The sequence below is a fragment of the Streptomyces sp. HUAS MG91 genome (assembly GCF_040529335.1).
Taxonomy (GTDB): Bacteria; Actinomycetota; Actinomycetes; order Streptomycetales; family Streptomycetaceae; genus Streptomyces; species Streptomyces tabacisoli.
In genome coordinates, this window is the sequence record NZ_CP159534.1 from 8,033,868 (window position 1) to 8,051,400 (window position 17,533).

A 17,533-nucleotide genomic window follows, 5' to 3' on the forward strand; every position below is an offset into this window, starting at 1 on the left:
CGACTGTCTCAGGGCCTGCGGCGCCCGCGCGAGTGCCGGATGCCCGCCTCGTACGTCTCCTGGAGCGTGTGCAGCGTCTCGTCGAAGTGCCGTGCCGCGTACGTCGCGTAGAGGATGTCGACCAGCAGCAGCTGACCCCACTTGGAGGTCACGGACTCGCCGTACAGGCCCGCTCCCTCGACGTTCGACGTGAACAGCGGCACGTCCGCGAGCCGGGCCAGCGGGCTCTTGGGGGCCGCGGTGATCGCGATGGTGGCGGCCCCGCGGTCGACGGCCAGCCGGGTCGCCTCCACCACGGCGGTGGTCTGGCCGGAGTCGCTGATCGCGATGAGGACGTCGCCGGGGGCGAGCACGGTGGCGACCATCATCTGCACGCTCTGGTCGCGGTAGTGCAGACACTTCTTGCCGGCGCGGGTGAAGCGCATCACGCCCTCCTCGGCGGCGATGCCGGAGGCGCCCATGGAGCAGAAGACGAGGGCGTTCGCCTCGTCGAGGAGCGCGGCGGCCTCCGCCAGTGCCTCGGCGTCGACCTGCCGGGCGGTCCGGGTGAGGGCCTGCCGGCTGCTGCGCTCGATCTTGCCGATGATGGCGGGCGCGGCGTCGTCCCGCAGGATGCCCTCGTAGACGAATTCCGCCTCGCCGCCGCCCGCGGCGGTGCGGGTGGCGGCGAAGCGGGCCTCGGCGAGACCGACGCGGAGCGTGTGATAGCTCTCTAGGCCCATCTCCCGCACGAAACGGGAGACGGTCGACTCGGCGACCCCGCACGCCGAGGCGAGCTGCGTGATCGTCATGGCCTGTGCCTCGGTGGGATGGGCCACCAGGTACTCGGCGATCTGGCGCAGCGCGGACGGCAGATAGGGCAGCCGGCGGGTGATCTGGTGCAGCACATTGCCGCCACCGGGTGCCGCCGTGCCCTCTGCTGGGACTGCCATCGCTCGCTCCGCTCGTCGGTCTGGCCGGTTATCCGTCGCGGGCCCCGCTGAGGGCCTGGAGAAGATTGTCCACTGCCGCCCGGGTGGCCCGGTCGACGCTCTCCTCGGTGAACCCGCCGATGTGGGGCGTGCTGACCGCCAGCGGGTGCGCGAGCAGGTCGCGATCGGCGGGCGGCTCCACCTCGAAGACGTCCGTGGCGTACCCGCCCAGGCGCCCGTCGTCGAGCGCGGCGCGCACCGCACGCGGATCGATCAGCGTGGCGCGGGCCGTGTTGACCAGGCAGGCGCCCGGCCGCACGGCGTCGAGGAACGCCGCGTCGACCAGCGGCCCGCCGGCCGGCGGCGGGCAGTGCAGCGTGAGCACGTCGGACTCGGCCAGCAGCCGCGGCAGCGGAGTGTCGCCCGCCCCGGGCGCCGCGTCGTGGCGGAGGACCCGCATGCCCAGGGCGCGTCCCAGGGCGGCGACCCGGCTGCCGATCCGGCCGCACCCGATGACCCCGAGGGTGCGGCCGGCGAGTTCGCGGCCGCGCCTGCGCCGCCATTCACCCTGGCGCAGCGCGGCGTCCTGCGCGGGGATGGCGCGGCCCGAGGCCAGGATCAGGGCGAGGGTGAGTTCGGCGACCCCTTGGGCGTTGGCGTCGCCCGTGGTCGTCACCGTGATGCCACGCTCGGCCGCGGCGGCCAGGTCGACGGCGTCGGTGCCCACTCCGTTGCGGCTGATGACGCGCAGGCGGGGCGCCCGGTCCAGGATGTCACCGGTGATCGGCTCGACCCCGGCGAGATAGCCGACGCAGTCGGCCAGGGCCGCCCGCTGTTCGTCCGCGGTGGGCATGCGGCCCGGCGCCGGGTAGACCAGCTCGAACCCGGCGGCCTCCAGCTCCGCCAGGGCGGGGTGCCCGTCGGCGGACAGGGAGCGCGGGGTGACGGCGATCCGGGCGACGGCGGGGGCGCTCACACGTCCTCCTGCCAGCGCGGGTTGTCGAGAACGGCGGGCTGTCCGTCGCGCTCCACGACGATCTTGCGGAATCCCTTGGTCTCGATGGTGCCGTAGTCGTGGCCGGCGTGACCGGGGAACGCGAAGAAGGTCACCAGGGGCTCGTCGGGGCTGGTGTTGATGGACCGGTGGGCGTAGCGGGCGGGCACGTAGACGGCGGTGCCGGGCGTGAACTCCTCCCACTGCACGTGTCCCTCGGGGTTCTCCATCAGCATCAGGCCGCGCCCCGACAGGCAGTAGTAGATCTCCGAGGTCTCCAGCACCTCGTGGAAGTGGCCCTTGGTCATGAAGTACTCGTCACCGACCTTGCCCGGGTAGGTGATGCTGGTGCCGTAGGCGACCTCGCCGCTGCCGTGCGGGACGCCCATGTCGAAGAACTCGTAGACGAGCGTGCCCTGTTCGGCCAGGACGCGGGCCGCGTCGGCGTCGGCGTACATGTCGGCCATGTCGGCGACGTGACGGCGCAGCGGCCGCTTCGTGGCGGACAGGCCGGTGGTGAGCGAGAAGTCGGTGACGACGGCGTCACGGGTGGCGACGGTCATGCGGATGCTCCTTGAAGTACGGGTACGGGGGTGGCCTACGCCTGGGCGGCGAGGGCGGACAGGCGGTCGAACTCGGGTCCCTGGGTGGGGATGTCGAGGGCGAACACCTCGGCGATCACCCGGGTCCAGCCGTGGATGAAGTACAGCCAGCCGTCCTCCACCGTGACGTGCCGCCCGGCCTGCTGGGCGCGCGCCTGGTCGAGGAAGAGGAGGTCGCCGCGGTAGTTGAAGTCCCAGGCGATCGCGTGCTCGGGGAAGCGGGCCGCGTCGGTCAGCGGAGAGCCGGGCCGGTCCTTGCCGAGGCCCGTGGCGTTTACGACCACGGAGTGCGGGGCGAGCCGGGCGAGCTGGGCGTCGTTGACGTCGGGGGTGTCGGCGACGACGTACTCGACGGGGATGCTCAGGCCGAGCTTCGCGTGCACGGCCCGCATCTCCTCCAGGCGGCCCGGGCGGCGGTTGGTGACGACGACGCGGCCCGGGACGTCCCCGCCGGCCAGCGCCCGCTCGTGCAGGTGGAGGGTGAGCGCGAGCGCGGAGCCGCCCGCGCCGAGCAGCAGCAGATCGCCTCCGGTGCGCCGCCAGTGCCCCTGCGGGACCAGCGCTTCGAGGGAGAGACCGCTGGTCAGCGGGTCCATGGCGTGGCCCCACAGGCGGCCGTCGCGCTTGGAGATGCTGCTGACCTCGTCGAGCAGCGCGGTCTGCGGGCCGACGGAGTCGAACAGGTCGTGGGCGGCCTTGTAGAGGTTGAGCTTGTGGGTGGTGACCAGCGCCCCGAGGGAGAGCGGGTCGTGCTTGATGAAGTCGACGACGTCGCGGTAGTGCTCCGCGGTGTCGTCGAGGGGCAGGTCGATGCCCTGGATGACGGCGTCCAGACCCAGGGCGCGGGCCCAGGCCGGGAAGACCTTCATGATGGACGACTTGGTGGTGGTGACGCCGACGAAGTACATCGTCGGGCGCTGCGCGGGCGAGAGGCTGCCCATGCGGGATCTCCAGACGTGCGGGATCAACGGATGGATGAAGAAGGGGAGTTGAAGAGAGCGGGCCTCAGTGCTCGGCCCAGTCGCGGGCGCGCTCCACGGCGCGTTGCCAGCCCGCGTACAGCCGGTCGGCCTCGGCGCGGTCCAGGGCGGCGTCGAAGCGCCGGTCGAGGCGGAACATCTCCGCGAGCTCGGCCCGGTCCTTCCAGAAGCCCGTGGCGAGCCCGGCGAGGAACGCGGCGCCGCGCGCCGAGGACTCGATGACGGTGGGCCGCAGGACCGGTACGTCGATGATGTCGGCCTGCAACTGCATCAGGAAGTTGTTGACGGTGGCGCCGCCGTCGACCCGGATCTCCCGGGTCGTGATGCCGGAGTCCGCCTCCATGCAGGTGATGACATCGCGGAACTGATAGGCGATCGACTCCAGGGCGGCCCGGATGATGTGCTTGCGGTTCACGCCCCGCGTCAGGCCGATGATCGCGCCGCGGGCGTACTGGTCCCAGTACGGCGCGGCCAGGCCGACGAACGCCGGCACCAGATAGACGCCGTTGCTGTCGGGCACCTGGCGGGCCGCGGTCTCCGTGTCCTCGGCGTCGTACACGATGCACAGCTCGTCGCGCAGCCACTGGATGGAGGCGGCGGCGACGAAGATCAGCCCTTCCAGGGCGTACTCGACCGTGCCGTCCAGGCCCCACGCGATGGTGGTGAGCATGCCGCGCTCGCTGGCGACGGGCCGCTCCCCGGTGTTCAGCACGAGGGAGGCACCGGTGCCGTACGTGGCCTTGACGCTGCCCGCGTCGAAGCAGGCCTGGCCGAACAGGGCACCCTGCTGGTCACCCACCGCCGAGGCGACCGGGATGCGGGCGCCGAGCAGCACGGACGGCTCGGTGTACCCGTACACCTCGCTGGTGGGGCGCACCTCGGGCAGCAGCGAGCGGGGGATGCCCAGCTCGGCCAGCAGCCGCGGGTCCCAGTCCAGGCGGTGGATGTCGAACAACATGGTCCGGGCCGCGTTGGTGTGGTCCGTGACGTGGACGGCGCCGCCGGTGAGGTTCCAGATCAGCCAGGAGTCGACGGTGCCGAAGGCGAGTTCGCCGCGCTCGGCCCGCTCCCGGGCGCCCGGGACGTGATCGAGGATCCACTTGATCTTCGTCGCGGAGAAGTAGGCGTCGATGATGAGGCCGGTGGTGGCGCGGACGTGCTCCTCCAGGCCGCGCTCCTTGAGCTGTTCGCACAAGGGAGCGGTGCGCCGGTCCTGCCAGACGATCGCGTTGTGGACGGGCTCGCCGGTGGCGCGGTCCCAGACGACGACGGTCTCGCGCTGGTTGGTGATGCCGATCGCGGCGATGTCGTCGCCCGTGCAGTCGGCCTCGGCGAGGACCTGCTTGGCGACGGTGAGCTGGGTGTTCCAGATGTCGCGGGGGTTGTGCTCCACCCAGCCCGGCTGCGGGTACAGCTGGGGGAACTCCTGGCTGGCCAGCCCCGCGACGTCACCCTGCTTGTCGAAGAGGATCGCGCGGATTCCGGTGGTGCCCGCGTCGAAGGCGAGCACATAGCGGGGGGACATGGCTTCACCTGCCTTCGTCGTGGCTGTCGTCGGACCCGGAGTCGTAGCTGATCATCGCCTTCATGCCGGTGCCGGAAGCGGCGTAGGCGAAGGCGTCCTCGATCTTCTCCAGCGGGAAACCGTCGCCGATCAGCGGGGTCAGATCGACGCGCCCCTCGGAGGCCAGGGCCAGGCTGCGCGCGTAGTCGCCGTTGCCGGAGCCGGTGGTGCCGGTCAGGGTCAGGCCCCGGTAGTGGACCCGGTTGGTGTCGACCGGCACGGTCCGCGCCTGCCCGAGCCCCGAGAAGTAGTTGAGGCGGCCGTGCGGGGCGAGCAGGGTCGCCGCCTGTTCCTGCACCTCGGCGCTGGACACACAGGTGATGACGACGTCCGCGCCGCGCCCGTCGGTGTGTTCGGCGACGACGTCGGCGAGGTCCTGCTCCCGTACGTCGACGATCACGTCGGCGCCGAGCCGCGCGGCCAGCTCCAGGCGCGGGCGGCGCCGGTTGGACACGATCACCTTGCGGGCGCCCGCCACCTTGGCGAGCAGCAGATGGCAGGCGCCGATGGGACCCGCGCCGGCGATGACGACGGTGTCCTCGGGGCCGACCCGCAGGGCCTGCTGGCCGTGGTAGCAGCAGGACAGCGGCTCGACGAGCGCGGCCTGCCGGTAGTCCAGGGAGTCGGGCAGTGTGAACACGTTGCCGCGTTCGATCGCGAAACCGGGAACGTGCAGCAGTTCCTGGAAGCCGCCGTCGTAGCTGATGCCGAACGCCTCGTAGTCGGGGCACATGTTGTTGTGGCCGTGGCGGCACATCGCGCAGCGCCCGCAGCCGACGTTCGGGGTGACGCTCACCCGCGCGCCGACGGCCAGGCCGCGCACGCGGGGCCCCGCGGCGACGACGTCACCGGCGAACTCGTGGCCCAGGACCCGGCGCGTCCCCGCCGGGATCTTGAAGTGGCCGTGGCGGTGGACCCGCAGGTCGGTGCCGCACACGGAGGCGGCCCGGACGCGGACGAGGATCCCGTCGTCGGACAGCTCGGGCTCGGGCACGTCCTCGACCGTCAGACGGCCCGGCTCGTGGAGGACCGCGGCCTTCACCGGATGTCACCTCCCGCCCCGGCTTCGTACGGGGGCCTGGCCTCGTCGGCGACGGCGAAGACGACCTTGTTGTACCAGGTACGCCGGTGCAGCATGTCGGCGAACATGCTTGGCGCGTCCACGAGTTCAGGGGTGTGGCTGATCAGGGGAGCCATCTGGAGGTCCTTGCCGAGATGGCGCACGACCATGTCCCATTCGCTGTGCCCGGCCGGGGCGATCTTCGAGTTCCAGGTGCCGTACAGGCGCAGTTCGCGGCGGAGCACGGAGGAGACGAGACCGCGCGGCAGGGTCAGGTCACCGGAGAGGTCGCCGAGCAGCACGACCTGCCCGAGGGCGGCCGCGGCGGTGATCGCCTGGACGGCGGTGACGGGCAGCCCGCAGGCCTCGACGGCGATGTCGACACCGCGCCCGCCGGTCAGCTCCCGGACCTGCTCGGCGGTGTCGCCCGCGCTCGCGTCGATCACGGGGAAGCCGAGATCGGCGAGGACGGCGCGCTTACGGGCGTCGACGTCGGCCACGTACACCTCGCTCGCCCCGAGGATCCGCAGCCACTGCGCGGCGAGCGCGCCGATCGGGCCCGCGCCGATGACGAGCGCGGTGGCGTCGGCCGGCAGATCGAGCTTGAGCATGGCGTGCAGGGCGACCGCGGCGGGCTCGACCATGGCGGCGTGGGTGAGCGGGGTGTCCCGCGGCACCCGGATCAGGTTGGCCTCGGGGACGTGCATCCGCTCGGCCAGGGCTCCGTCGCGCCGGGAGCCGTAGTAGTCGTAGCCGCTGCCGAGCGCGTACTCGCCGATCCGGGTCATGGGATCGGCGGCGTCGGGCAGCAGCGGGAAGACGGCGACCCGGTCACCGGGGGTGAACTCGCTGTCCGCGGGGGCCTGTTCGACGATCGCGGAGAACTCGTGGCCGAGCACGAGGGGGTAGTGGTACGCCTTGCCGCGTCCGTAGCGCAGGACGTCGGAGCCGCACACGCCGACGGCGCCGACCCGGACGAGGACCGAGCGGTCGCCGACGGGCTCCGGCTCGGACACGTCCGTGTGGACCATCTCTTCCAGGGACTTGAGGACGGCTGCTTTCATCGCCGTCACACCTCCATGCCGTAGCGGTGCGCCTTGTGCGTCGGGTACAGGGCGATCTGCGGGATGGTGACGTCGGGGGTGCGGGTGGCGACGTAGAGGGTGACCTCGGCGACGTTCGCGACGTCGATGCAGGAGGCGTGGATGCCTTCCCGCAGCTCCTTCTCGTCGAGCCAGCCGTCGGTGTAGGCGGGCAGGTCGCCGTCGTACAGGCCCGTGTCGATGATCTCCGTCATCGGCGTCTTCACGTGCGAGGGGTTCACGACGGTGACGCCGATGTTCTTGTCCCGGCCCTCCAGCAGGATGTTCTTGCTGAAGCCCATCATTCCGTGCTTGGAGGCGCGGTACGGGCTGTGGCCGGGACCGGAGGCCAGCCGCGCGGACGACGAGCCCATGTTGATGACGCGGCCGCCGCTCTCCTGGCGCTCCATGACGCGGAACGCCTCGCGGCAGCACAGGAAGACGGCGGTCAGGTTGGGACCGATGGTCTTGTGCCACTCCTCGAGGGTGACCTCGGTGACGGGAGGGGCGAGCGAGTCGCGGCCCGCGCTGTTGACGAGGAGGTCGACGCCGCCCCACTCCTCGACGGTCTCGGCGAAGAACCGGACGACGGCCTCCTCCTCGGTGACATCGGCCTCGACGGCGCGGACGGTCCCGCCGGCCTGCTCGATGGAGGCCGTCACCTGCTTGAGGCGCTCGGTGTCCTTGTCGACGAGGACCACCTTGGCCTGGTGCGCGGCGAAGATCCGCGCGACGGCCTCACCGATGCCGGAAGCGGCGCCGGTGATGATGGCCCGCTTGCCGGTGAGGGAGGAGCCGGGGGCCGGGACGTAGTCGGGCACGAACGTGGACGACGGGTTACCGGAATGCTGATCAGTCATCACATCTCCATCGAAATGGGGGAGTTGATAAGGGGAGTCAGGCGCGGGCGGCGCTGTCGCGGGCGGCGCGGGCCGCGGTGCCGATGGCGTCGAAGTCGCCCGCGGCAAGGCGCGCGGCGGTGGCGATCCAGGTGCCGCCGCAGGCCGTGACGTGCGGCCGCGCCAGGTAGTCGGACAGGTTGTCCGGCGTGATCCCGCCGGTCGGCATGAACGTGACGTCCCCGTAGGGGGCCGCCATCGCGTCCAGCAGCTTCAGGCCGCCGGATGCCTCGGCCGGGAAGTACTTGAGGAGGGTCAGGCCCTGGGCGCGGGCCGCCTCCAGGGCGGTGGGGTTGTTGACGCCGGGGACCACGGGCAGGCCGCGGGCGCGGCAACGGGCGACGACGTCGGGGTTGAAGCCGGGGGTGACCACGAACCGCGCGCCCGCGTCGGCGGCCAGATCGACGGTGGCCGGGTCCAGCACGGTGCCCGCGCCGACGAGCACATCGGGGTGGCGGGCCCGCAGTGCCGCGATGGAGTCGGCCGCGGCCGCGCTGCGGAACGTGATCTCGGCGATCGGCAGGCCGGCCGCGGTGAGGGTGGCGCCGAGCGGGTCGGCGAGCGCGGCGTCGGGCAGGGTCACGACGGGCACGACCTTCAGGTCTGCGAGCCGCTCGGAGAGCTGTTGGTCCATCAGATGCGTTCCAGATCGGGGGAGTCGGGAGTGAGCCGGTAGGTCGCGCCGACCTCGGGCACGGTCCAGGCGAGGCCGTCCGCGGTCGCGGTCAGCCGGGCGCGCAGTTCGTCCGGGTCGGCGGTGTTGAAGTCGAAGAGCCCGAAGTGGTGGCAGAGCAGCCTCGGGATGCGGGCGGCGCGGCAGAGGTCCACGGCCTCGGCGAGACTGAAGTTGCCGGGCACGCCGTTCGACGTCCGGTACGCGTCACGGCCGTTGACCGGCAGCAGGGCCAGGTCGATGCCGAGCGCGCGCAGCAGGTCGGCCTGCCCGTCGTACGGGACGCAGTCGCCGGAGTGGTAGACGCGCAGCCCGCCGAGCGTGATCACGTAGCCGAGGCAGTGGTGGTTGCCGTGCTCGTCGCGGCGCAGTTCCTCGTGGGCGGCCGGGACCGGTTCGACCCGCACACCGGCCACGGTGACCCGTTCCCCCGCGTCGACACCGGTGAGGCGCTCGGCGGGGGCGCCGCGCTCCAGGGCCGTGCGGCGCTCGGCGCGGGGCACGACGTACTCGGGGGTGTTGTGGACCTCGATCCCCTTGATGGTGCCGGGGTCCATGTGGTCGGTGTGGCCGTGCGTGCACAGCACGGCGGCGACGTCCCGCAGGTCGCCGGGCGGGACCGGCGCCGGATGGAGACGCACGTGCGGAAAGCGTGTGCCTCGGTACTTCGCGGCGAGTGTGTCACTCAAGTACGGGTCGATCAGCAGGAGTTGGTCTTCGTTCGCGGCCGGTCCGTCCTGGCCGGCGCGGAGGGCGAAGCCGGCCTGGCCGAGCCAGCGCAGGGTGACGGCCGCGGTGGACCGCCGGTCAGGGGTGTGGGGCACGGTTCTGCCTCCGGAAGAGGGTGCGGGCGGGGGCGGTGAACGTCCCTCGCCGAAGAACGCTTGAAGCTTCGCAGGCATTTCTATGAGGGTCAATGTCGTTCGAAGAAATTTCTAACAACCTCCAGCGGTGTTGCCGCGAGGGAAGGAAATTTCTTCCACCTCCTGCGCCTTGTCGCGCGGCGACTTCCATCGGACGCAACGGCGGGACGGGATGGGGGCGCCTCGGCGGGCAAAGAGATCGTATGGTCTAGTCCAAAGCATTCTCTGGTCCAGTCCAATACGTTGACGTGCTCCCCTCACGCTCAAGAAGCTGTCCGCACTCGACCCCCATCGAGCGCCTCGATCCCCCCGTGCAGGAGGAACAGAGTGAGACGACTTCGCGCATGTCTGGGCGCTGCCACCGCCGTCACCACCGTCGCGCTGGCCGCGAGCGCGTTGGTGACGACGAACGCCGCGGGCGCGTCAACCGCCCTGAGCAACCGTTGGTACGCCGCCGCCCCTTATCTGATGCCGCTCGACAACGACCCGCCGGACGCGGGAACCATCATGGACGCGAGCGGGCTCAAGGCCTTCCAGCTCGCGTTCATCCTCGCGCCCAACGGCGGCGGCTGCTCGCCGACGTGGGACGGCACCGCGCCGGTCTCGTCCGACACGGCCGTCAAGGCGAAGATCGACGCCATCCGCGCCAAGGGCGGCGACGTGTCGGTCTCCATCGGCGGGTACGGCGGCACCAAGCTGGGCCAGGCCTGCTCCGACCCGGCGTCGACGGCGGCCGCGTACCAGCAGGTCATCACCAAGTACTCGCTGAAGGCCATCGACTTCGACCTCGAAGAGCCGGAGTACGAGAACACGGCGGCCATCAAGAACGAGATCGGCGCCGCGAAGATCCTCCAGCAGAACAACCCCGGCCTCTACGTCTCCGTGACCACCGCCGGCACGGCCGACGGCACCGGGTGGTTCGGCAAGCAGATGCTGCTCGAGGCGAAGTCGCAGGGCTTCACGCCGAACAACTTCTCCATCATGCCGTTCGACGGCGGGTTCAACGGCGCGGCTTCGCAGACCTCCGCGCTGACCAACTTCAACTCGATCCTGCAGTCCACGTTCGGCTGGAGCCAGGCCACCGCCTACGCCCACGAGGGCTTCTCCGGCATGAACGGCCGCAGCGACACCGGGGAGATCTTCACCCAGGCCGACTTCCAGACCGTCCTCGACTACGCGACGAGCCACGGGATGGACCGCTTCACCTTCTGGTCCCTCAACCGCGACCGCCAGTGCACCCCGGCCGACAACGGCGGGCGCACCTCCGGGACCTGCTCCAGCGTGGCGCAGAACTCCTGGGACTTCGCGAAGTACTCGGTGAAGTTCGCGGGGGCCACGCCTCCCACGACCCCGCCCACGACACCTCCCACCACGCCGCCGACGACCCCGCCCGCCACCGGCTGCAAGACGGCGTGGAGCGCGACGTCGGTGTACACCGCGGGCAACGAGGTCAGCTACAACAGCCACAACTGGAAGGCCAAGTGGTGGACGCAGAACGAGAAGCCGGCCACCACCGACGGGAACCCCTGGCAGGACGAGGGCGCCTGCTGACCCGGCCCTGAGACCTGGCGGCGTCCCACGGGGGAGACGCCGCCAGTACCCGTCTCAGCTCTCGGTCGTGCCGTACGCCGCCAGCTCCGCCAGGAACTCCTCGCGCACCGCGGGCGCCGCCCACGAGATGTTGATGGCGTTGCGCTGCAACCGGACGAGGTCCGCGTCGGTGAGCGCGGCGGGCTCGCGCAGCGCCGCCAGGTTCTCGGCGACGTACCCGGGGAAGTAGGCCGGGTCGTCGGAGTTGACCGTGACCTTCACGCCCTGGTCGAGCAGCGCGCGGATCTCGGCGGCCTTCATGCCGTCGGTGACGTGCGCGTTGGAGATCGGGCACACCGTCAGACCCAGCCCGCGCTCGCGGATCGCGGCGATCAGCGCCGGGTCCTCCAGGGCGTTGACACCGTGGTCGATCCGGTCGACGCCGATCTCCTCGATGACCTGCCGGATGTGCTCGGTGGAGTTCTTCTGGTCGACGTCGCAGTGCATCGTCAGCCGGAAGCCCTCGGCGCGGGCCCGCGCGAAGACGGCACGGAACTTCACCGGCGGGTTGCCCGCCTCGTCCGAGTCCAGACCGACGCCGACGATCCACTCCTTGTACGGGAGCGCCTGCACCAGCGTCGCCATCGCGAACTCGGCCTGGAAGTCGCGCAGGAAGCACATCACCAGGCGGCCCCGGAAGCCGGTGGCGCGCTCGGCGTCGGCCAGGGCCCGCGTCAGACCCCGGATGACGGTGTCGAAGGCGACGCCGCGCGCGGTGTGCGCCTGCGGGTCGAAGAAGATCTCCGCGTAGCGGACGTTCTGGGAGTGCGCCTTGGCCGCGTAGGCCGCCGCCAGGTCGTAGAAGTCCTGCTCGGTACGGAGCACGGTCATGCCCTCGTAGTACACGGCGAGGAAGCCGGGCAGGTCGTCGAAGTCGTACGCGGCGCGCAGCGCGGCCTCGTCGGCGTAGGGCAGCTCGATGCCGTTGCGGGCGGCCAGCGCGAACTTCAGCTCCGGCTCCAGGGTGCCCTCGATGTGCAGGTGCAGCTCGGCCTTGGGCAGGCCGGCGACAAAGGCGTCGACAGTCATGTGCGTGAACTCCTCGGTGAACGGCGTCAGTTGGCGGCGGCGGTGGCGGGCTGCAGGATGTCGACGACGTCCTGGGTGTGGTAGTTGACGACGCCCAGGTCGGTGACGGCGTACTCGGGGATCGCGGTGATCTCCAGGAAGATCAGGTAGCCGAAGGCGGACGGCAGTGCGCAGCCGAGCGCGCGGGCGGCGGCCTCCAGGCGGTCCTCCGCCGCGGCCATCTCCTCGGGCACGAGGTCGGCGACGATGCCCGCGACCGGCAGCGCCAGGAACTCCTTGATCTCGCCGCCGTCGACGACGACCTGGCCGCCGCCGTGCTCCGAGAGGTGGTTGATGGCGAGCGCCATGTCGGCGCGGTCGGCGCCGACGCAGATGATGTTGTTGTCGTCGGGCGCGGCGGACGACGCGATGGCGCCCGAACGCAGGCCGAAGCCGTTGATCATCGCGGTGACCGTGGCGCCGTCGTTCTTGCCGTAGCGCTCGGAGACCGTGACGTACAGCGCGTCCTGCGCGAGGTCGGCGCGGACGGTCCCGTCCTCGACCGGCAGCGTCATCGGCACGCCCTTGCGGACGAACGGCACCGTGCGGTCCATCTCGACGACCAGCACGTCGGCGGTGGCGCCCTCGGCGGCGACACCGATGCCGTCGGCGCTCACGGGCGCGACCTGGAAGGCGGGGGAGAGGGCGGCGGTGCGCTCGGGCGCCTGCGGGGCCTTGACCGTACGACCGTCCTCGGCGACCAGCTCACCGCGCGAGAACACCCGCTCCACGACGAACGACTCGGGCGAGTCGACGATCAGCACGTCCGCGTAGCGGCCCGGCGTGATCGAGCCGACGAGGTGGTCGATGCGGTACATCTCGGCGCAGTTCAGCGTCGCCATCTGGATCGCCTCGACCGGCTTCACGCCCGCCTTGATCGCCATGCGGACCAGCTTGTCGAGGTGGCCCTCGCGCAGGATGTCGGCGACGTGCATGTCGTCGGTGCACAGGCCGACGCGGCGCGACTGGGCGCCGAACTCGGTGATGGTACGCACGTTCTCGTTCATGAAGTGCGCCACCGACGACTCACGGATCAGCAGCGACATGCCCGCGCGCAGCTTCTCCAGGGCCTCCTCGGCGGTGTAGCTCTCGTGGTCGAGGCGGACGCCGGCGGCGGACAGCGCGTTGATGGTGGTCTGCGCGGCCATCGGGGCGCAGCCGAAGATCGGCAGCCGGTTGCGGTGCGCGAGCTCGAGGGCCTGGAGCACCTTCTCGTCGCGGTTGAGGACGAACTCGGCGACGGTCTCCCACACACCGAAGCAGTCCGCCCCGCCCTGCGCCTCGGCGTGGTCCTCGGGCCCGAAGCGGAAGCCGACCGTGGTCTCGGGAAGGGTGTACGGCGTCTTGAACGGCGCACCCCAGAAGATCTTCATCGGCGACGCGTCGGCCTCGCGCAGCGCCTCGCGCACGCCTTCCGGCCCGGCGACGACGAGGAACTGGTCGAGCCCGGAGACGACCGACGTCGTACCGAAGCGGACGGCCGCGTCGGCGAACATCGTCACCGACAGCTTCGAGCACTCCAGGTGCAGATGGCCGTCGATGAGGCCCGGGGTGAGGTACTTGCCGGTCGCGTCGACGAACTCGGTGTCCGGGCCCTCGTACGCGCTGACGTCACCCGTGGCGGCGACGCGGTCGCCGGTGATGGCGACGTCGGCCGGGTAGATCTCGCCGGTGCAGACGTTGACGAGCTGTCCGCCCTTGATGATCCGGTCGGCCTTCACGACGCCCTCGGAGGCGTCGATCAGGGTGCGGAGGCTGGGGTGGTTCATGGGGTTCGCTCCAGAGCGCGTACGAAGGTGAAGAGGTGCCACGGAAAAGGGGGAATCAGGCGGCCGGGACGAGGTCGGCCTCGGCACGGACGGTGCGGCGGGCGAGCAGCCAGTAGACGACGCCCGCGACCAGGGCGCCCGCGAAGACCGAGAGGTCCAGGCCGCCGGCCGCGTCGGACAGCGGGCCGACGAACACCGTCGAGTCGACCCAGAGCACGGCCGCGGCGAAGCCGAGCAGGACCGCGACCAGACCGGCCGGGCGGACGCCGCCCTTGTGCCAGTAGATGCCCTCGCGGCCGGTCTCGCGGGGGAAGAAGGAGGGCACGTCGTAGCGGCCGCGGCGCAGCCACCAGTCGGTGAGGTACACGGCCGCCCACGGGCCGAGCCACAGCACGATCAGGCTCAGGAAGTTCGACAGGAGGGTGTAGAAGTCGGCCGAGAAGACCGCCCACAGGGTGATCGCGGTGCACAGCGTCAGGTCGATGAAGACGACCATCCAGCGCTTGATAGGGATGCCGACGGCCAGCAGGTTCAGGCCCGAGGAGTACATGTCGGTGGTGTTCACCGCGAGCAGCGAGACGATCGCGAGCAGCAGGTACGGGGTGATGAACCAGCCGGGCAGGATCTCCGGCAGACCCGAGATCGGGTCGGTCGCCTTCGTGGTGGCCGTGGCGACGGCGGCGCCGAGGATCTGCAGCAGGATGTTGGGCACCATGCCGCCGAGCGCGGCGCACGCGAAGACCTTGCGCGGCGCCGAGTCCTCCGGCAGATAGCGCGAGTAGTCGCTGCCCATGTCGGCCCAGGACAGACCGCCCGACGCGGTGACCATCGCGAGTACCAGGGAGATCGTCACCAGCGACGGCGCGGCGCCGTGCGCCGAGAAGTCCGCCTTGGGCGCGACGAGGAACGCCATGACGGCGAACATCGCGGCGAAGATCCAGGCGAAGTACTTCTGCACCTTCATGATCAGGTGGTAGCCGGACAGCGGCAGCAGCATCTGCAGCCCCGCCGCGACGGCGATGACCAGCAACTTCACGGGCGTGCCCGTGGTGATCCCGGCCTGGTCGAGCAGGGCGAGCCCGGCGAGGACGATCAGCACCATGCCGCCGGCCTCGAAGCCGACCAGCATCACCCAGCTCAACAGCGCGGGCAGCCGTCCGCCGCGCGGGCCGAACGCCGCGCGCGACACGGAGTGCGTGGAAGTGCCGGTGCGCGGGCCCTGGAGGCTCGTCAGGCCGGTGACGGTGAAGCCCAGCACGTTGCCGACGACGATCAGCGCGACCGCGTACCAGAACGACAGACCGAAGGAGACGACCAGCGCGCCGTACACGACGGTGAACACGGTGGTGTTGGTGCCGGCCCACAGGCCGAACAGACGGCCGGGGCCGCCCTGGCGTTCCGCTGCGGGAACGGCGTCGATGCCGCGCTGCTCGACCGTGAACACGGACGTCGGCGCGGCGGGCGTGGTGGATCCGGGCGGGGCGGTGGCGGTGGCCTCGGCCATGGGCGGCAGGAGTCCTTTGCGGACCGGCGCCCCGGCCTGGAGGGACGGGACGCGATGTACGGGGAGGGGTCCGCACGGCGATGTGCGGGGGATGCGACGAACGCCCGGAGAAGTCTCCGATGCGCCGGTCGGTGCCATTGCCTAAACGTTTTGGCAACGGTTTGGAACGTACTGCCTAAACGTTTTGGCAGTCAACCTGTAAGCTCGCCGCCATGTCAGACGTCACACAGCCGAAGCGCGGCGGTACGCCCCGGGGGGCCTCGGCGAAGGGCGGCGGTCTGCGGGAGGTGGCCCGCCGGGCGGGCGTCTCCGTGACCACCGCCTCGCACGCGCTGAACGGGGTGGGCCGGGTCGGCGCCGATACCCGCGAGCGGGTGCTGGCCGTCGCCGCCGAGATCGGTTACCGCGCCAACCCCAACGCCCGGGGACTGCGCGGCGCCCGCACCGGACTGCTCGGACTGACCCACCGCACCGCCGTCGAGGGCGGCATCACCGACATCGAGTACTTCGTCAAGATCGTGAACGCCGCGACCTGGACGGCGATGGCGCACGACTACTCCCTCGTGCTCGTCCCGCCCTCCCTCGACGGCCGCCCCTTCGACACCCTCCCGCTCGACGGCACGATCGTCATCGACCCGCTCACCGACGACCCGCTGCTGACCCGGCTGTCCGGCATGGGCGTCCCGGTCGTGACGACCGGCCGCGACCTGTCCCGCAAGGACGCCTTCCCCTGGGTCGACAACGAGCTGTCCACCTGCGCCGTCGCCGCCCTCGACCACCTCGCCGCCACCGGCGCCCGGCGCATCGGCCTGCTCACCGGCTCCACCGGCCAGTCCTACGACGAGGACGCCGCCCGCGCCTACCGCGACTGGTGCGCACGCACCGGCAACCCCGTCCTGATGGACCGCGCCGAGCCCGGCACCGACTCCACCGAGGCCGCGCACCGGCTCCTCGCCCGCCCGGACCGCCCCGACGCCCTCTACGTGGTGATGGAGAAGTTCGGCTTCGCCACCCTCGCGGTCTGCCGCGAACTCGGGCTGCGCGTGCCCGAGGACGTGCAGATCGTGGTGGGCGCCGACGGCGAGTTCGCCCGCAGCGCCCGGCCCGCCCTCACCGCGCTCGACCTGGCCCCCGAGGAGATCGGCAAACAGGCCGCGGAACTGCTGATCGGCCTCGTCCAGGACCCGGCGCGGGCGGGCGCGGACCCGGGCCACCGGCTGGTGCAGGCCACGCTGCTGCCCCGCGACTCGACCCGGCCCGCCGCCTGACGCGCGGGCCGGTCCGGACCCGGACCGGCCACCCCGCGGGACCGGGTCGCACCGGCGCCCCGGGACGGCGGTAGGCTCGGGGCTGCCGACCTCACTTGCCGACGGGAGGGTGCTGGGATGCCCCAGAGTCTGCCCTTCCGCTCCCCTGAGCAGGTGGCGCAGGTCGCTTGCGGAGTCTCCGAGCTGCTGGAAGTGCTCTGGGGGCGTGGCCAGGCGGCCGCGCTGGCCGGGCCGCTGCCGCCCTCGCAGTTCCGGGCGCTGACCGTCATCGAGGGCCACCAGCGCGTCAACCAGCGGACCTTGGGCGCGGCCCTGGGCTCCCGGCCGTCGTCGGTGAGCCGGCTCTGCGACCGGCTGGAAGCGGCCGGCCTGGTCGAGCGGGTGGCCAGTCCCACCAGCCGCCGGGAGGTCGATCTCCGGCTCAGCCGACGCGGCGCGGCCGTGCTCGACGAGTTCCGCGCCTCGCGCGCCCGGGAGCTGGAGGCCGTCCTGCGCTCCATGGCACCGGCCGAGCTGAGCACCCTGGTCAAGGGGCTCGAACAGTTCCAGGAGGCCGCCGCCGCGCACATCGGTCTGCTCGACGCCGGGCCCGGTCCCGAAGGGCAGACCGAAGCCACCGCGTGAGGTGCGTGGAAGTGGTCCTGGGTGAGTGCCGGAATACCCGCCCCACCTGGTCGAACGGACAGTACCGGGATACCCCGCCACC

The 17,533-nt window shown here is 71.5% G+C and carries 16 protein-coding genes; 3 read left to right on the forward strand and 13 right to left on the reverse strand.

Features of this window, described 5'->3' with window-relative positions:
* Positions 1 to 8: 8 nt before the first annotated feature.
* The 10 genes from ABII15_RS36425 to ABII15_RS36470 all read right to left on the reverse strand — a co-directional run bounded on the left by ABII15_RS36425 (position 9) and on the right by ABII15_RS36470 (position 9,589).
* Complete coding sequence (locus tag ABII15_RS36425) at positions 9 to 932, reverse strand: MurR/RpiR family transcriptional regulator (protein ID WP_353946557.1); 924 nt, start codon at positions 930 to 932, stop codon at positions 9 to 11.
* 28 nt (positions 933 to 960) lie between these two features.
* Positions 961 to 1,887 carry an NAD(P)-dependent oxidoreductase gene (locus ABII15_RS36430; protein ID WP_353946558.1) on the reverse strand — a complete coding sequence of 309 codons (927 nt, stop codon included), beginning with the start codon at positions 1,885 to 1,887 and terminating at the stop codon, positions 961 to 963.
* Complete coding sequence (locus ABII15_RS36435; protein ID WP_353946559.1) at positions 1,884 to 2,468, reverse strand: glucose-6-phosphate isomerase family protein; 585 nt, start codon at positions 2,466 to 2,468, stop codon at positions 1,884 to 1,886. The genes ABII15_RS36430 and ABII15_RS36435 overlap by 4 nt, the downstream gene beginning before the upstream one ends.
* A 35-nt stretch (positions 2,469 to 2,503) precedes the next feature.
* A complete protein-coding gene (locus ABII15_RS36440; protein ID WP_353946560.1) occupies positions 2,504 to 3,448 on the reverse strand; it encodes a shikimate dehydrogenase in 945 nt (314 codons plus the stop codon).
* A 64-nt stretch (positions 3,449 to 3,512) separates the two neighbouring features.
* Positions 3,513 to 5,012: a glycerol kinase GlpK gene (gene glpK / locus ABII15_RS36445; protein ID WP_353946561.1), complete on the reverse strand. Its 1,500-nt coding sequence runs from the start codon at positions 5,010 to 5,012 to the stop codon at positions 3,513 to 3,515.
* Positions 5,013 to 5,016: 4 nt separating this feature from the next.
* Positions 5,017 to 6,093, reverse strand: coding sequence for a zinc-dependent dehydrogenase (locus ABII15_RS36450; protein ID WP_353946562.1), 1,077 nt, complete (start codon positions 6,091 to 6,093; stop codon positions 5,017 to 5,019).
* On the reverse strand, positions 6,090 to 7,175 hold the full coding sequence (locus ABII15_RS36455; protein ID WP_353946563.1) for a galactitol-1-phosphate 5-dehydrogenase: 1,086 nt from the start codon (positions 7,173 to 7,175) through the stop codon (positions 6,090 to 6,092). Before ABII15_RS36455 ends, ABII15_RS36450 begins: the two co-directional genes overlap by 4 nt.
* 5 nt (positions 7,176 to 7,180) lie before the next feature.
* Positions 7,181 to 8,053, reverse strand: coding sequence for an SDR family oxidoreductase (locus ABII15_RS36460; RefSeq protein ID WP_353946564.1), 873 nt, complete (start codon positions 8,051 to 8,053; stop codon positions 7,181 to 7,183).
* A 37-nt stretch (positions 8,054 to 8,090) separates the two neighbouring features.
* On the reverse strand, positions 8,091 to 8,726 hold the full coding sequence (gene eda / locus ABII15_RS36465) for a bifunctional 4-hydroxy-2-oxoglutarate aldolase/2-dehydro-3-deoxy-phosphogluconate aldolase (RefSeq protein ID WP_353946565.1): 636 nt from the start codon (positions 8,724 to 8,726) through the stop codon (positions 8,091 to 8,093).
* A complete protein-coding gene (locus ABII15_RS36470; RefSeq protein WP_353946566.1) occupies positions 8,726 to 9,589 on the reverse strand; it encodes an MBL fold metallo-hydrolase in 864 nt (287 codons plus the stop codon). The genes eda and ABII15_RS36470 overlap by 1 nt, the downstream gene beginning before the upstream one ends.
* Before the next feature lie 420 nt (positions 9,590 to 10,009).
* Here ABII15_RS36470 and ABII15_RS36475 point away from each other — a divergent pair, with 420 nt between their 5' ends.
* A complete protein-coding gene (locus ABII15_RS36475; protein WP_353947313.1) occupies positions 10,010 to 11,179 on the forward strand; it encodes a chitinase in 1,170 nt (389 codons plus the stop codon).
* Positions 11,180 to 11,233: 54 nt separating this feature from the next.
* Here ABII15_RS36475 and ABII15_RS36480 read toward each other — a convergent pair whose 3' ends face one another.
* Genes ABII15_RS36480 through ABII15_RS36490 form a run of 3 tightly spaced genes read right to left on the reverse strand, consistent with a single transcriptional unit; the run spans position 11,234 to position 15,559 of the window.
* Entirely contained in the window at positions 11,234 to 12,247 is a 1,014-nt protein-coding gene (locus tag ABII15_RS36480) for an adenosine deaminase (protein WP_353946567.1), read from the reverse strand.
* A 26-nt stretch (positions 12,248 to 12,273) separates the two neighbouring features.
* Positions 12,274 to 14,055: an adenine deaminase C-terminal domain-containing protein gene (locus ABII15_RS36485; protein ID WP_353946568.1), complete on the reverse strand. Its 1,782-nt coding sequence runs from the start codon at positions 14,053 to 14,055 to the stop codon at positions 12,274 to 12,276.
* A 55-nt stretch (positions 14,056 to 14,110) separates the two neighbouring features.
* On the reverse strand, positions 14,111 to 15,559 hold the full coding sequence (locus ABII15_RS36490; protein WP_353946569.1) for a cytosine permease: 1,449 nt from the start codon (positions 15,557 to 15,559) through the stop codon (positions 14,111 to 14,113).
* A gap of 212 nt (positions 15,560 to 15,771) precedes the next feature.
* Between ABII15_RS36490 and ABII15_RS36495 the strand changes: the two genes are divergently transcribed.
* Both ABII15_RS36495 and ABII15_RS36500 read left to right on the forward strand, forming a co-directional pair.
* Positions 15,772 to 16,827: a LacI family DNA-binding transcriptional regulator gene (locus tag ABII15_RS36495; protein ID WP_353946570.1), complete on the forward strand. Its 1,056-nt coding sequence runs from the start codon at positions 15,772 to 15,774 to the stop codon at positions 16,825 to 16,827.
* Between the two features lie 117 nt (positions 16,828 to 16,944).
* A complete protein-coding gene (locus ABII15_RS36500; RefSeq protein ID WP_353946571.1) occupies positions 16,945 to 17,451 on the forward strand; it encodes a MarR family transcriptional regulator in 507 nt (168 codons plus the stop codon).
* Positions 17,452 to 17,533 lie beyond the last annotated feature (82 nt).